Annotated in this window: 11 protein-coding genes; 7 read left to right on the top strand and 4 right to left on the bottom strand. The window is 66.5% G+C overall.

Translation table 11 applies throughout. The annotated features are described in order from the left end of the window. Positions 1–29 precede the first annotated feature (29 nt). Genes ACZ75I_RS05455 through ACZ75I_RS05435 form a run of 5 tightly spaced genes read left to right on the top strand, consistent with a single transcriptional unit; the run spans position 30 to position 3,054 of the window. Positions 30–626 carry a GNAT family N-acetyltransferase gene (locus tag ACZ75I_RS05455; RefSeq protein WP_005415684.1) on the top strand — a complete coding sequence of 199 codons (597 nt, stop codon included), beginning with the start codon at positions 30–32 and terminating at the stop codon, positions 624–626. Beyond that, positions 572–1,417, top strand: a complete 846-nt coding sequence (gene minC, locus ACZ75I_RS05450) for a septum site-determining protein MinC (RefSeq protein WP_049413254.1) — start codon at positions 572–574, stop codon at positions 1,415–1,417. Before ACZ75I_RS05455 ends, minC begins: the two co-directional genes overlap by 55 nt. Positions 1,418–1,452: 35 nt before the next feature. Continuing rightward, positions 1,453–2,262 carry a septum site-determining protein MinD gene (gene minD / locus ACZ75I_RS05445; RefSeq protein ID WP_006424120.1) on the top strand — a complete coding sequence of 270 codons (810 nt, stop codon included), beginning with the start codon at positions 1,453–1,455 and terminating at the stop codon, positions 2,260–2,262. A gap of 2 nt (positions 2,263–2,264) precedes the next feature. After that, on the top strand, positions 2,265–2,525 hold the full coding sequence (gene minE / locus ACZ75I_RS05440; protein WP_005408532.1) for a cell division topological specificity factor MinE: 261 nt from the start codon (positions 2,265–2,267) through the stop codon (positions 2,523–2,525). A 46-nt stretch (positions 2,526–2,571) separates the two neighbouring features. Next, positions 2,572–3,054 (top strand): hypothetical protein, encoded by a 483-nt coding sequence (locus tag ACZ75I_RS05435; RefSeq protein ID WP_061480387.1) that lies wholly within the window; start codon positions 2,572–2,574, stop codon positions 3,052–3,054. Positions 3,055–3,221: 167 nt separating this feature from the next. Here ACZ75I_RS05435 and ACZ75I_RS05430 read toward each other — a convergent pair whose 3' ends face one another. The 3 genes from ACZ75I_RS05430 to ACZ75I_RS05420 all read right to left on the bottom strand — a co-directional run bounded on the left by ACZ75I_RS05430 (position 3,222) and on the right by ACZ75I_RS05420 (position 8,866). Beyond that, positions 3,222–4,451 carry a DUF819 family protein gene (locus ACZ75I_RS05430; protein ID WP_061480388.1) on the bottom strand — a complete coding sequence of 410 codons (1,230 nt, stop codon included), beginning with the start codon at positions 4,449–4,451 and terminating at the stop codon, positions 3,222–3,224. Positions 4,452–4,592: 141 nt separating this feature from the next. Beyond that, positions 4,593–6,671, bottom strand: coding sequence for a S9 family peptidase (locus ACZ75I_RS05425; protein WP_445391438.1), 2,079 nt, complete (start codon positions 6,669–6,671; stop codon positions 4,593–4,595). A 230-nt stretch (positions 6,672–6,901) separates the two neighbouring features. Beyond that, positions 6,902–8,866 (bottom strand): OPT family oligopeptide transporter, encoded by a 1,965-nt coding sequence (locus tag ACZ75I_RS05420; protein ID WP_072168689.1) that lies wholly within the window; start codon positions 8,864–8,866, stop codon positions 6,902–6,904. Positions 8,867–9,066: 200 nt separating this feature from the next. On the opposite strand from ACZ75I_RS05420, the gene ACZ75I_RS05415 reads away from it, so the two are divergent. Both ACZ75I_RS05415 and ACZ75I_RS05410 read left to right on the top strand, forming a co-directional pair. Further along, positions 9,067–10,215, top strand: a complete 1,149-nt coding sequence (locus ACZ75I_RS05415) for an acetyltransferase domain-containing protein (protein ID WP_346477041.1) — start codon at positions 9,067–9,069, stop codon at positions 10,213–10,215. A gap of 79 nt (positions 10,216–10,294) precedes the next feature. Then, on the top strand, positions 10,295–12,049 hold the full coding sequence (locus ACZ75I_RS05410; protein ID WP_235647484.1) for an oligopeptide:H+ symporter: 1,755 nt from the start codon (positions 10,295–10,297) through the stop codon (positions 12,047–12,049). Between the two features lie 56 nt (positions 12,050–12,105). Here the strand turns inward: ACZ75I_RS05410 and ACZ75I_RS05405 are convergent, their stop codons facing one another. Then, positions 12,106–14,094, bottom strand: a complete 1,989-nt coding sequence (locus ACZ75I_RS05405) for an alpha/beta hydrolase family protein (protein ID WP_180868956.1) — start codon at positions 14,092–14,094, stop codon at positions 12,106–12,108. Between the last annotated feature and the right edge of the window lie 162 nt (positions 14,095–14,256).

Genomic DNA, 14,256 nt, shown 5'->3' with positions numbered 1-14,256 from the left:
GACCAACCGCGTTACCCCACGGAGTCACAATGTCGATTGTCATCCGCGACGTGCGCGAGCACGAGCTCGATTCCGTCCTGGCTTTGAACAACAATGCTGGCCTGGCCATCCTTCCCCTGGATGCGGCCCGCCTGCGCCTGTTCTATGAAACCGCTGAATACTTCCGCGTCGCCGAGCGCGACGGCAACCTGGCCGGCTTCCTGATCGGCTTTGGCAGCGACAGCCAGCACGACAGCAGCAATTTCGCCTGGTTCAAGCAGCAGCTGGACACCCCGTTCTTCTATATCGACCGCATCGTGGTCGCCAGCCGCCGTCGTGGCGGCGGCGTCGGCCGTGCGTTCTATGCCGACGCGCAGAGCTTCGCCGAGCTGCGCTACCCGCAGATGACCTGCGAAGTCTTCCTCGACCATGGCGCCGATGCCGCCCTGCTCTTCCACGGCAGCTTCGGCTTCCGCGAGCTGGGCCAGAACACGATGCCGCAGGTCGATGTGCGCGCCAGCATGCTGGCCAAGGAACTGTGCAGCTACCCCTGGGTCAAGGAGACCTACGGCGGCAAGCTGCCGGATGTGGCATGGACACGCGCACGGCAGCTGCCGGCGCAGGCACAGCGGCCGACGGGGACCTGAGCGTGGCGGTGAATTTCGATTACGAACAAGCCGGTGAACTGAAGATCGGCCAGGTGGGCATCGCCAACCTGCGCATCCGTACCCTTGATGTCGAACGCCTCGTGCAGGAAATGCGCGAGCGCGTGACCCGCGCCCCGAAGCTGTTCGGCCGCGCCGCGGTGATCCTCGACTTCGGCGGCCTGAGCCAGGTGCCGGATGTGGCCACCGCGCAGGCGCTGGTCGATGGCCTGCGCAGCGCCGGCGTGCTGCCGGTGGCGCTGGCCTATGGCACCAGCGCGATCGACCTGCTCTCGCAGCAGCTCGGCCTGCCGCTGCTGGCCAAGTTCCGCGCGCAGTACGAGCGTGCCGAGGCCGAACCGGCCCCGCCGCCGCCTGCACCGGAGCCGCGCCGCGCCGCCCGTGCCGAACCGAAGCCCGCCCCGGCAACGCCGGTGGCCAAGGTGGCCGACGCGGCTGCACCGAAGCCGGGCCGCATGCAGCTGGGCAACGTGCGTTCGGGCCAGCAGCTGTACGCGGAAAACTGCGACCTGACCGTGATGGCCACCGTCGGCGCCGGCGCCGAGGTCATCGCCGATGGCAGCATCCACATCTACGGCACCCTGCGCGGCCGCGCGCTGGCCGGGGCCCAGGGCAACACCGCGGCACGCATTTTCTGCCGTGATTTCCATGCGGAACTGGTCGCCATTGCCGGCCATTACAAGGTACTGGACGATGTCCCGGACAACCTGCGCGGCAAGGCCGTGCAGGTCTGGCTGGAACAGGACCAGATCAAGATCGCTGCGCTGGACTGACGCAGCCCCCAAACAGAATCATCAGGAGAAGTCCTTTGGCTGAAATCATCGTAGTCACCTCCGGCAAGGGCGGCGTCGGCAAGACCACTTCCAGCGCGAGCCTGGCCTGCGGCCTGGCGCGGCGCGGCAAGAAGGTGGCGGTGATCGACTTCGACGTCGGCCTGCGCAACCTCGACCTGATCATGGGCTGCGAACGCCGCGTGGTGTATGACTTCGTCAACGTCGTGCACGGCGAAGCCACCCTCAAGCAGGCCCTGATCAAGGACAAGCGCTTTGACAACCTGTACGTGCTGGCCGCCTCGCAGACCCGCGACAAGGACGCACTGACCCAGGAAGGCGTGGGCAAGGTCCTGAAGGACCTGGCCGCCGACGGTTTCGACTACATCATCTGCGACTCCCCGGCCGGCATCGAGAAGGGTGCCTTCCTGGCGATGTATTTCGCCGACCGCGCGGTGGTGGTGGTGAACCCGGAAGTGTCGTCGGTGCGCGACTCCGACCGCATCATCGGCCTGCTCGACTCGAAGACCCACAAGGCCGAGTCCGGCCAGGACGTGCCGGCCTTCCTGCTGCTGACCCGCTACACCCCGGTGCGCGTGGAAAGCGGCGAGATGCTGAGCATCGCCGACGTCGAGGAAGTGCTCGGCCTGAAGGCGATCGGCGTGATTCCGGAGTCGGGCGACGTGCTCAACGCCTCCAACAAGGGCGAGCCGGTCATCCTGGATGTCGAATCCGCTGCCGGCCAGGCCTATGAAGACGCCGTCGCGCGCATCCTCGGCGAAGAACGCCCGATGCGCTTCACCAACGTCGAGAAGAAGGGCTTCTTCAGCAAGCTGTTCGGAGGGTAAGCATGGGCCTGTTTGATTTCCTCAAAGCGAAGAAGACCACCGCCGAAACCGCCAAGAACCGCCTGCAGATCATCATCGCGCAGGAACGCAGCCACCGCGGTGGCCCGGACTACCTGCCGCTGCTGCAGCGCGAGCTGCTGGAAGTGATCAAGAAGTACGTGAACATCGACGTCGATGCGGTGAAGGTCGACCTGGTGAAGGATGGCCAGCACGACGTGCTGGACATTTCCGTGGCGCTGCCCGAAGGCCCGGACAAACCCTGATCCCCTGCCCCGCCCGTGCCTGCATGGGCGGGGCTGCCTGACCCGCATGACCGATACGACAACCGCCGTGGACATCACCTGCGTGGGCGACATCGCCTTCGCCGACGCGCAGCGCCTGCTCGCCGCGCATGGCCTTCGGCTGCACCACGTGGCGCCCGGCGAACCGATTCCCGGCAGTTACTGGGGCGAGCCAGAGGCCGGCATCATCGCCAGCAACGTCTACGTGCGCGATGACACGCCCGTGCACTCGATGCTGCATGAGGCCTGCCACCTGATCGTACTGCCGCCGGAGCGGCGTGCGCAGGTGCACACCGATGCCACCGACTCGGTGGCCGAGGAAGACGCGACCTGCTACCTGCAGATCGTGCTGGCCGGGCAGCTGCCCGGTGTCGGCAGCCAGCGGCTGATGGCCGACATGGATGCTTGGGGGTATACGTATCGGCTGGGATCCACGAAGGCGTGGTTCGAGCAGGACGCCGAGGACGCGAAGGCGTGGTTGATCGAACGCGGATTGCTGCAGGCGGCGTAACCGCCGCTGGTGGGTGCGGACCTTGGTACGCACCATTCACGCATGGCGTGGATCTACTGTAGAGCCGAGCCCATGCTCGGCTGCTCTTCGCTGTTACCTGCACAAATACAGATGCAACCGAGCGCGGGCTCGGCTCTACAGGATCTGCCCAATCGCCCCGTGCACAATCACCCCTGCCCGGCCAGCGTCCGCAAGGTAATGCCGACGATGTAGGCCAGGTACGTGCCGGTGGCATAACCCATCGTTCCCAGCAGCACGCCGACCGGCGCCAGGGCCGGATGGAACGCCGCGGCCACCACCGGCGCCGAGGCTGGGCCACCAATGTTCGACTGCGAACCGATGGCGAAATAGAAGAACGGCACCTTCAGCAGCTTGCCCAGGCACCACAGCAGCACGATGTGCACGCTGATCCAGATGATGCCCAGCAGGAACAGCCACGGGCGATCCAGCAGCGCCAGCAGATCCATCTGCATGCCGATGCAGGCGATCAGGAAGTACAGCAGCAGCGAGCCCAGGCGCGATGCGCCCGCACCTTCCAGGTTGCGCGCACGGGTGAAACTGAGGCTGAGGCCGAGCGTGGTCGACAGCACCACCACCCACACGAACGGCGCGTCCAGGCTGAACTGCGCAGCCCAGCTGACATTCGCCTTGAACCACGCCGCCAGCGGTGCGCCAATGGCGTGAGCCAGGCCGACACCGCCGAAGGCCACCGCCACGATCAGCATCAGGTCGGTGAGGCTGGGAATGCGCTCGTGTTCGGCCTGGAAGCGCGCAATGCGCTCCTTCAGCTCATCGATGGCCGAGGTATCGGCACCACTGCGTGCGTCGATCTTCGCCGCGCGCCCGGCCAGGAAGATCAGCGCGGCCATCCATACGTAGCCGACCCCCACGTCGACCACCGCGAACTGTCCGAAGGTGGTCGCATTGACGTCGAACACTTCACGCATCGCCAGCATGTTGGCGCCGCCACCGATCCAGCTGCCGGCCAGCGCGGCCATGCCGGCCCAGGTGTCGCCGGCCACGGTTTCCGGATGCACGGCACGCATCAGCAGGAACGCCACCACCGCACCGAGCATGATGCTGGCCGAGGCCCCCAGGTACATCAGCACCAGCTTCGGGCCGAGCCGCAGGATGCCCTTGATGTCGACCGCAAGGGTCAGCAGGATCAGCGCCGCCGGCAGCAGGATGTCGCGCGCGATCGGGTTGTAGAGCCGGGTGTTCTGCCCGTCGATCAGGCCGACGGTGTTGTAGATGCCGGGAATCAGGTAGCACAGCAGCAGTGCCGGCACGAAGGTGTAGACGCGCTTCCACAGGCCCTGCTCCCGCGAGGCGGTCCAGAACACGGCGCCAAGGGTGGCGGCGATCAAACCGAAGACGACGATGTCGTTCTGGATCATGCAGGGGCTCTTGTAGAGCCGAGCCATGCTCGGCTGCTGTTGGCGAAGGTGTGCCGACCAACGGTCGGCACCCACCGGCGGGAACATCGGCACCCACCGGCGGAGACAAAAGCGCCGCCCCTAAGGGCGGCGCTGCAATCATCAATTGCCGATGTGCTGCTTCAGCCAGGCATTGACGGTGTCATGCCACAGGATGCTGTTGTTCGGCTTCAGCACCCAGTGGTTTTCATCCGGGAAGTACAGGAACTTCGATTCGATGCCCTGGCGCTGGGCGGCGGTGAATGCGGCCAGGCCCTGCTCGACCGGAATGCGGAAGTCCTGCTGGCCGTGGATGACCAGGATCGGCTTCTTCCAGTCCGCCACGTGGTTGACCGGGTTGAACTTCTCGTAGTTGGCGGCCTTCTGGTACGGCGTGCCGCCCTGTTCCCACTCGGTGAACCACAGTTCTTCGGTGGCGTAGCCCATCATGCGCTGGTCGAACACGCCGTCGTGGTTGACCAGGCACTTGAACGGGCCGTTCCAGTTGCCGGCGATCCAGTTGACCATGAAGCCGCCGTAGCTGGCGCCCAGCGCGCAGGCCTTGTCACCGTTGAGGAAGGCGTACTTCTTCAGCGCCGCATCCCAGCCCTTCTGCAGGTCTTCCAGCGGGCGGTCGCCCCAGTGCTGGCTGATCGCATCGGTGAATGCCTGGCCATAGCCGGTGGAGCCGTGGAAGTCGATCATCACCACCGCGTAGCCCTGGCCCGCGTAGGTCTGCGGGTTCCAGCGGTAGCTCCAGCCATTGCCGAAGCTGCCCTGCGGGCCGCCGTGGATCAGGAACGCCACCGGGTAGGACTTGCCTTCCTGGTAGTTGTGCGGCTTGACCACGTAGCCGTGCACGGTGTCGTTGTTCCAGCCCTTGAACTCGAACTGCTCGTAGTCGCCGAAGGACACGTCCTTCAGCACCTCGCCTGCGGCCGGGGTCAGCGCGCGCAGTTCGCCGATGGCTTCGCCCGTGGCCGGCAGCAAGCCGACCAGCACCTGGTCGTTGCTCTTCAGGCTGTTGCGGGTGATCGCCACACTGTTGCCGGCCACGTCGACTGCGGTCACGCTGCCGTCGCCGATCAGCTTGGTGGCCTTGCCGCTGGCCACGTCGATCTGGAACAGCGGGTGTTCGCCGAGATCATCGGCAGTGGTGTAGATGCTGGCGCCGTCGGCGGACAGGGTGATGCCACCGGCCGAACGATCCCACTGCGGGGCAATCTCGCGGGTCTTGCCGCTGGCAACGTCCATCGCCATCAGGCCGAAGCGGTCGGCCTCGAAGCCCGGGCGCTTCATCGCGCGGTAGAACAGCGTCTTGCCGTCGGCACTGAACACCGGGCCGGCATCCCAGGCCGGGTTGGAGGCCGTCAGGTTGACCGGCGCCTGCTTGCCGGCGGCGTCGAAGCGGTACAGGTCGAAGTTGGTCGACCACGGCTCCTGCTTGCCGGCCACGCGGATGCTGGCCACCACGCTGGCGCCGTCCGGCGACCAAACGAAGTCGTCATTGCCGCCGAACGGCTTGGACGGCGCATCACCATCGATGGTCGCGCTCAGCGCCGAAGCGCCCTTGACCACACCGGCCTTGGCTGCCGGCAGCGGAGCGACGAACAGGGTATTGCGGCGACCGTCGTTCCAGGTGTCCCAATGGCGCACGAACAGCGAATCCCACACCTGGCCGCTGGCCTTGGCGTCCTTCTTTTCCTTCAGCTTCTTCTCGGTGCAGGCCAGGTCCGAGGCGCACGCCTGGAACACGCCGGCGCTGAACAACACGCGGTCGTCCTGCGGCGACACACGATAGCTGTCCACGTCGACCGGGAAGTCGGTCAGCTGGCGCGGCGTGCCGCCGCTGATCGGCTGCGCGTACAGCTGCTGGCTGCCGTTCCTGGCACTGAGGAAATACACGGTCTGGCCATCGGCCGACAGCGAAGCGGAATTGACGTTCCAGCCGGCCGGGGTGATCTGCTTCGGCGGCGCTGCGTCGCGGGTGCGCAGGTTGCGCGCGAACAGCGCCGTGGAGGCCTTCAGGTTGGCGTCCACGCTGCGCTTGGCGAACACCACGGTGCCGCCGTCAGCGGTCAGTACCGGCGCGGAGACGCGGTCCATGGCCACCATGTCGCGGACTTCCAGGCCGCGGGCAGCGGCGACGCTGGGCAGGGCGGCCAGCAGGCTCAGTGGCAGCAGGGCATGACGCAGTTTCATCGGGGTCTCCGCAGGACGGCAAAAAACCGATGGTAGGCCCGCATGGCCGGGGCTGCCAAGGCCATCGGTCATGGCTGCAGGCGGGCAATCGCCAGAAACAGCAAACCCCGCCGAAGCGGGGTTTTGCGGTAGTGCCGGCCGCTGGCCGGCAACACCAAGGCCCTTGGAGGTTCCGTGGTTGCCGGCCAGCGGCCGGCACTACCCATTGAACCCAGGGTCAGAGCCCGCCCCTACGCCTTGGCGTACTTGCCGGTGCGGTAGATCAGCCAGCCGACCAGGAACAGCACGGCCAGGCCGATCCACTGTGCGCCCGGCAGGTGGAACGGCACCGCCAGCACGTCGGCACGGCTGCTGATCACGATCGGAATCGCGATGGCGATGCCCATCAGTGCCTCACCGGTGATCAGGCCGGCGGCAAACAGCACGCCCGGCTTGTGCACGCGGTCGCGGCCTTCTTCGTCATCGGCGCGCACCTTGTGGAAGCGCTCGACCAGATGGGCGATCAGGCCGCCGAGGAAGATCGGCACCATCAGTTCCAGCGGCAGGTAGATGCCGATGGCGGCGGCCAGCACCGGCACGCGGAAGCGCGCGTTGCGCGACTTCAGCCAGCTGTCGAAGGCGATGATGGCAGCACCGACCACAGCACCGATGCCGATGAAAGTCCACGGCAGTTCACCACCGAACAGGCCCTTGGCCACCGAGGCCATCAGGTTGGCCTGCGGCGCGGCCAGCGCGTTCGGGTGCAGCTCGGACTTCACGCCGATGCCGTAGGCAGTGGCCAGCAGGTTCAGTACCGGGGCCATGATCAGCGCGCACGAGAACGCACCGATGCCCAGCATCAGCTGCTGCTTCCACGGGGTGGCACCGACGATGTAACCGGCCTTGAGGTCCTGCAGGTTGTCACCACCGACCGCAGCGGCGCAGCACACCACCGCGCCGATCATGATCGCGGCCACCGCACCCAGCGGCGCACCGCCGGCACCGACCGGCTTGAGGCCGTCAGCGCCCAGCAGCACGACCAGCACGGCCGAGGCGAACAGGATGGTCGAGATGGTGATGCCCGAGACCGGGTTGTTGGACGAACCGATCAGGCCGGCCAGGTAGGCCGAGACCGAAACAAACAGGAAGCCGGCGACGATCATGATGAGGGTCATCGGGATCGACACGTGCCACTGGCCGACGATGGCCTGATACAGGGCCAGCAGCGGCAGCACGAACGCCACCAGGGCGACCAGCATCCACTTCATCGGCAGGTCGCGCTCAGTGTGCGCCAGCACCGGGCCGCCACTCTTGCGGGCCGCGGCGAAGCCGCTCTTGACGCCGTTGAGCAGCGACTTGCGCAGCGAGATCAGGGTCCAGATGCCACCGATCAGCATCGCACCAACGCCCAGGTAGCGCATCTTCGCGCCCCAGATGGCGAACGCGGCCTCGGTGGAGGAAGCTGCGGCAACCGATGCGGCCAGCGCCGGATCGGTGTTCATGAAGAACGCCTGGTAGATCGGAATGGCGATGTGCCAGGTCAGGATCGAGCCGGACACCACCACGATGCCGACGTTGAGGCCGACGATGTAGCCCACGCCCAGCAGTGCAGGCGACAGGTTGGTGCCGATGAAGGCGGTGACCTTGGAGCTGCCGACATAGGCCGAGGTGGCCCAGGCGTCCGGGATCAGGCGCATGCCGCTTTCCGCAGCCAGCTTGACGAAGGCGCCGATCACCGCCGACAGGCCCAGGATCTTCAGGCCCGGACCCGGGTTCTCGCCGGCCTTGAGCACTTCCGCCGCCGCCTTGCCTTCCGGGAACGGCAGCGGGTCTTCAACGATCATCGAACGGCGCAGCGGCACCGAGAACAGCACGCCCAGCAGGCCGCCCAGGCCGGCGATGCCCAGCACCCACCAGTACTTGAAGTCCGGCCAGTAGCCCATGATCACCAGCGCGGGGATGGTGAAGATCACACCGGCGGCGATCGATGAACCGGCCGAGGCGCCGGTCTGCACGATGTTGTTCTCGAGGATGGAACCACCGCCCAGCAGGCGCAGCACGCCCATGGAAATCACCGCGGCGGGAATGGCGGTGGCGATGGTCAGGCCTGCGAACAGGCCGAGGTAGGCGTTGGCGGCCGACAGCACCACCGCCAGCACGATGGCCAGGGCCACCGCGCGGAAGGTGAGCTGCTTGGGCGCAGCGTCGTGGTTCATGGAAGCCCCTGCTGGCAAAAAATCCCTTGCACGCTAGCGTTCAGGGCAGATCAAGTCCAGCGTGCCAAAGGATGGGGGCGTGCGCTGCAGCGCAACGGGCCAACACGTGGCCCGGCAATCGACCGACCCGGCAAAGTCCGGATGGGCGTACCGCAAATGATATGTTATATCTTAATGCTACCTTGTTCTTACTGCATCGCATGCCCCCTTCCCCCTCCCCTCGCCTGGCCTCCATCGACCAGCTGCGCGGCACCGTGATGCTGCTGATGCTGCTGGACCACGTGCGCGAGACCTTCTTCCTGCAGCACCAGGTGAGCGACCCGATGGATGCAGCGACAGTCTCTCCTGCGCTGTTCGCCTGCCGCCTGCTGGCCCACCTGTGCGCACCCGTGTTCGTCCTCTTGACCGGCCTGTCGGCCTGGCTGTACGGCCAGCGCCAGGCGGATCCGCGCCGGGCCACAGCCGCCTTCCTGCTCAAGCGCGGGCTGTTCCTTGTCGTGCTGGAACTGACCCTGGTGAACTTCGCCTGGACCTTCCAGCTGCCGCCGGACACGCTGTACCTGCAGGTGATCTGGGCCATCGGACTGAGCATGATCGCGCTGGCCGGGCTGCTATGGCTGCCACGCCCGGCCCTGCTGATGCTGGCAATCGCGGTGGTGGCCGGGCACAACCTGTTCGACGGCATGCGGGTGCAAGGCAATGGCCTGCTGGCGGTGCTGTGGAAAGTGCTGCATCAGCGCGACTGGATCGAGGCTGGCGCGCTGCGCCTGCGCACCTCCTATCCGGTGCTGCCGTGGATCGGGGTGATCGCACTGGGCTATCTGATGGGGCCTTGGTTCGCCCGCGAGCGCGCACTGGAGCAGCGCCAGCGCTGGCTGCTGTGGACAGGCGTCGGCGCGCTGGCCCTGTTCGCATTGCTGCGGTTCGCCAACCAGTATGGGGATGCTCCCTGGTCGTACCAGACCACTACGCTGCGCACGTGGTTGAGCATCTTCAATGTCACCAAATACCCGCCGTCCTTGCAGTTCCTGCTGCTGACCCTGGGGGTGGGAATGTTGCTGCTGCGGCTGTACGAATGGCCGCCGCTGGCGCGGGCACTGCAGCCGCTGGCCGATATCGGCGCTGCGCCGATGTTCTTCTACCTGCTGCACCTGTATGTGCTGAAGGGGCTGTACCTGGGCGCGCTGGCAATCTGGGGCCCGACACACGGTGGCCTGTACGCGCTGGATTCGGTCGCCGGCCTGCTGCTGGTGGCCTGTGTGCTGGCGGTGGTGCTGTACCCGCCGACGCGGGCCTTCGCGCGGTTCAAAGCGCGAAGGCGCGATCTGCCGTGGTTGCGATACCTGTGATCGCCCAGGCCAGTCCGGCAATCCACGCATGGCGTGGATCTACTGAAAGCGGATCAGGCCACAGGCCTATAATTCCGCGATGAATTCCACCGCTATCGCTTCCGACGATTTCCTGGGCCATCCCAAGGGCGTCTACGTCTGCTTCTTCACTGAAATGTGGGAGCGCTTCTCCTTCTACGGCATGAAGGCGCTGCTGCTGCTGTACCTGACCAAGTACCACCTGTTCGGCGACAAGGCCGGCCTGGACCTGCTCGGTGCCTATGGCGGCCTGGTGTACTGCATCCCGGTGTTCGGTGGCATGCTGGCCGACCGCTGGCTGGGCATGCGCCGGGCAGTGCTGTTCGGCGGCATCCTGCTGGTGCTCGGCCACCTCGGCATGGCCTTCGAGGGCCACGCCGCGTACCGGGTGAACGGCGAAGTGGTGCGCGACACCTCCGCACTGGCGGTGACCTACCTGTCCCTGGCGCTGATCATCATGGGCGTCGGCTTCCTGAAACCGAACATCTCCACCATCGTCGGCAAGCTGTACGCCAAGGACGACCCCCGTCGCGACTCGGGCTTCTCGCTGTTCTACGCCGGCATCAACCTCGGCGCGCTGTTCTCTTCGCTGGTGTGTGGCTTCCTCGGTGAGGCCTATGGCTGGAAGTATGGGTTCGGTGCTGCCGGCATCGGCATGCTGGCCGGCCTGGCGATGTTCCTATGGGGCCAGAAGTACCTGCAGGGCCATGCCGAACCGCCGCAGCCGGCTGCGCTGAAGCAGAAGGTGCTGGGCCTGCCACGCGAATGGCTCATCTATCTGTGCGCGGTGCTGGGTGTGCTGCCGGTGGCGTGGCTGATGTGGGCTGCCGGCAACGGCGCGTTCGCACTGGGCGGAGAAATCAGCCTGGCGCTGATGCTGATGCTGGTGGTGCTGGGCGGCGTGCTGGTCTGGTTCGCCTGGTTCACCGGCAGCAAGTGCACGCCGGTGCAGCGCCAGCAGATGATCGCGCTGATGGTTCTGATCTTCCTGGCGCTGGTGTTCTTCACCATGTACGAGCAGTCCTACGGCTCGTGGGTGACCTTCACCGACCGCCTGTTGACCAAGGACATCGTGCCCTCGCTGGTGATCACCGGCGGCACGCCGCTGCCGTGGTCGATCCTCTCGCTGCTGCTGGCACCGCTGGGCTTCGTGATCAGCGCGCGGCTGTCCGAGCGCCGCCCGGGCTCGTCTGCACCGCGCACGTTCTTCGCCGCCATCGTCGTGCTGATGCTGGTGCTGCTGGTGCGCGACTGCCTGGTGATCCCGCAGACCGCCGGCTCGCTGACCTATCTCGGCGGCCTGTTCCTGGTGCTGCTGGCGCCGGTCTTCGCCGCGCTGTGGACGTGGATGGACCGCCGCGGCTGGGAGCCGGGCAAGCCGGTGAAGTCGGCCTGGGGCCTGGTGATCGGCGCACTGTCGTTCGTGCCGCTGGCACTGGCGGCGCAGCAGGTGGGCGCCACGGGCGAGATGGCCAGCGTGTGGTGGCTGGTGCTGGCCTACTTCCTGCTCGCCAGCGGCGAGATGTGCCTGTCGCCGGTCGGCCTGTCGGCAGTGACACAGCTGGCCGTGCCGCGGGTGATGAGCCTGATGATGGGCACCTGGTTCCTGGCCACCGCATTCTCGGAGACGCTGGCCGCGCTGTTCGGCAAGCTGGCCGCGATCGAGGTGCCGGAAGGCGAATCGCTGGACATGGTGGCCGCAGCCGGCGCCTACGCGCACCTGTTCTGGCTGCTGATGTGGATCGGCCTGGGTTGCGCACTGGCGGCCTTCATCGCCGCACCGCTGCTGAAGAAGATGATGCACGGGGTGAAGTAAACCCCGCGCTTGCGGAAAACCAGGGCGGCGGAACGTTCATCCGCCGCCCTGCCAGCTCAGGGCGCCTTGTCCTTGCCGGTCGCAGGCGCGGCCGTCGCGGTCTTGCCACCCAGGCTGCGCGCCAGGAAGGCCAGCAACTTGTCGTAGTACTCGCTGCGATGGGCCTCGGTGTAGAAGCCGTGGCCTTCGGTCTTGTAGTACAGGCTTTCCACCGGCGTGCCGGCGCGCTTGAGCGCCGCTTCCATGCGCTCGGTGTGCTGGATCGGCGCGCGCTTGTCTTCGCCACCGGCGGCCAGGAACACCGGCACCTTGATCCGTTCGGCCAGGTTCACCGGCGACACCGCACCCAGCTTGGCCGGATCCCCCAGCCATTCGCGCAGATAGGTCACGCCTGAACCCCGGTCCTGGATGTCGCCGCGGGTGTACATCATCGGCAGGTCGTAAACCCCGACATAGCCCGCCGCGCACTGATACAACCCGGGTTCGCGGGCGGCACCCATCATCGCCGAGTAGGCCCCGTAGCTGGCGCCGTAGATACAGATGCGACGGCCGTCGGCGATGCCTTCGCTGATTGCCCAGCGGGTGGCATCGGTGACATCGTCCTGCATTGCCGCGCCCCACTGCTGCGCACCGGCCTGGGTGTGGGCCCGGCCGTAGTTGCCCGAACCACGGAAGTTGACCTGCAGCACGGCATAACCGGCCGCGGCCAGCATCTGCGTTTCGCGGTCGTACTGGCCGGAATCGAAGATGTCGAACGGGCCGCCATGCGGCATCACCACCATCGGCAGGTTGCGCCCGTCGCTGCCGGCCGGCAGGGTCAGGAAGCCATGCAGTGGCAGCCCGTCGCGCGCCTTCAGTGCAATCGGCTTCACGCTGGCACTACGGTCCACGTCGATCCAGTCGCTGCGGCTGATCAGGTGATCGGCCTTGCGCGCCACCGTGTCGTACACGTAGAAATCGCCCGGGTTCGAGCCCGACCAGGTTTCCACCAGCACGACACGGCCATCGCGGGTGCTGGAGGTGATGTAGACGGGCCCTCCGAACGCGGCTTCCAGGCTGCGGTACAGGCGCGCCTCCGGCGACTTCTCGTCGAAGAACCGGGTACGCGGCGTATCGCCCAGATACAGCGCGCCCACCGGCACGTGGGTGCCGGGCCGATGGATGATGCGATACGGATTGACCACCTCGTCGCGCAGCAGCGTGGCACGCTCGCCGGTCTGCGGATTCCAGCTGACGATCGCATCCGGGCCCTGGGCCTGCTCGACGTTGAGGTAGGCCAGGCTGTCATCGGCCGAGAAGCCGAGGGCGGTTTCGATGCGCTTGCTGACCGCCTCGTCGTTGATCAGCTTCCAGGTTTCGCCGCTGCGTTCGCGGAAATACAGCTTGTTGATGTTGTCGCTGCCCGAGCCGTGCACGAAGCGGACCTCGCCGGCGCCATCGGTGGTGAATTCGCCGCGCCGTACCGGCGAAGATGCCACCCGCGCACGGCGGCCGGTGGTCACATCCATGCGATCGACGCGGGTGAACGGATCCTCGGCCAGCGGCCATACGGTCACCAGCACGTTGCGCTCGTCGCCCGGCAGGTCGTCGGCCAGGAAGGCGGCGACCGCCTCGACCTTCTTCGGCTGGATGCGGGTTCCCGGGCCGTTGCTCTCCACGCGGTAGCCCACCAGCAGTTCGCCGCGATTGCCGTTGGCATCGATGGCGTAGAGTTCGCCGGTGGGATTGGGCTGGTCGAGCGAGCCCCACTTCTGGGCCAGGCCGATCAACAGGCGCTCGTTGCTGACCCAGTCGAATTCCTGCGCGTGGTTGCGGCTGGGTGGCCGGAAACTGCCGACCATCTGCTTGTCCTTCAACCGCAGCACGGCGATCGCGGTGGCGTCCTCCATCGGCACCGTCGCCGCCACGTACTCGCCCCCCGGCGAAATCTTGATATCGGTGAAGGTCTCCCGGCGCAGGTACTGCGTCAGGTCCACCGCCCCCACGCTGCCTGCGGCAACGCCCCCGATGACGGCCAGTGCGGCCGCCAGAATCGTCTTGTGCATCCTTCCCCTGCTCCTGTGGACACCTTGTCCTGGTGGCCGATTCTAGGCAGGGCCATGCCTTTCCCGCCAGAGCCGGAAAAGACGACGGCACCGTTGCCGGTGCCGTCGTTGCCACTACCTTGGAGAGAGAGTCAGGACGTGGGTTCGGGGGGCGTGCGTCGG

It is taken from the genome of Stenotrophomonas sp. X (assembly GCF_055721025.1).
This window is presented reverse-complemented; position numbering and strand designations above follow the sequence as displayed.

Bases quoted from the DNA above. Each gene is read 5' to 3' on its own strand.
- ACZ75I_RS05455 (WP_005415684.1), top strand. From the start codon at position 30: ATGTCGATTGTCATCCGCGACGTGCGCGAGCACGAGCTCGATTCCGTC.
- minC (WP_049413254.1), top strand. From the start codon at position 572: ATGGACACGCGCACGGCAGCTGCCGGCGCAGGCACAGCGGCCGACGGG.
- minE (WP_005408532.1), top strand. From the start codon at position 2,265: ATGGGCCTGTTTGATTTCCTCAAAGCGAAGAAGACCACCGCCGAAACC.
- ACZ75I_RS05435 (WP_061480387.1), top strand. From the start codon at position 2,572: ATGACCGATACGACAACCGCCGTGGACATCACCTGCGTGGGCGACATC.
- ACZ75I_RS05430 (WP_061480388.1), bottom strand. From the start codon at position 4,451: ATGATCCAGAACGACATCGTCGTCTTCGGTTTGATCGCCGCCACCCTT.
- ACZ75I_RS05425 (WP_445391438.1), bottom strand. From the start codon at position 6,671: ATGAAACTGCGTCATGCCCTGCTGCCACTGAGCCTGCTGGCCGCCCTG.
- ACZ75I_RS05420 (WP_072168689.1), bottom strand. From the start codon at position 8,866: ATGAACCACGACGCTGCGCCCAAGCAGCTCACCTTCCGCGCGGTGGCC.
- ACZ75I_RS05415 (WP_346477041.1), top strand. From the start codon at position 9,067: ATGCCCCCTTCCCCCTCCCCTCGCCTGGCCTCCATCGACCAGCTGCGC.
- ACZ75I_RS05410 (WP_235647484.1), top strand. From the start codon at position 10,295: ATGAATTCCACCGCTATCGCTTCCGACGATTTCCTGGGCCATCCCAAG.
- ACZ75I_RS05405 (WP_180868956.1), bottom strand. From the start codon at position 14,094: ATGCACAAGACGATTCTGGCGGCCGCACTGGCCGTCATCGGGGGCGTT.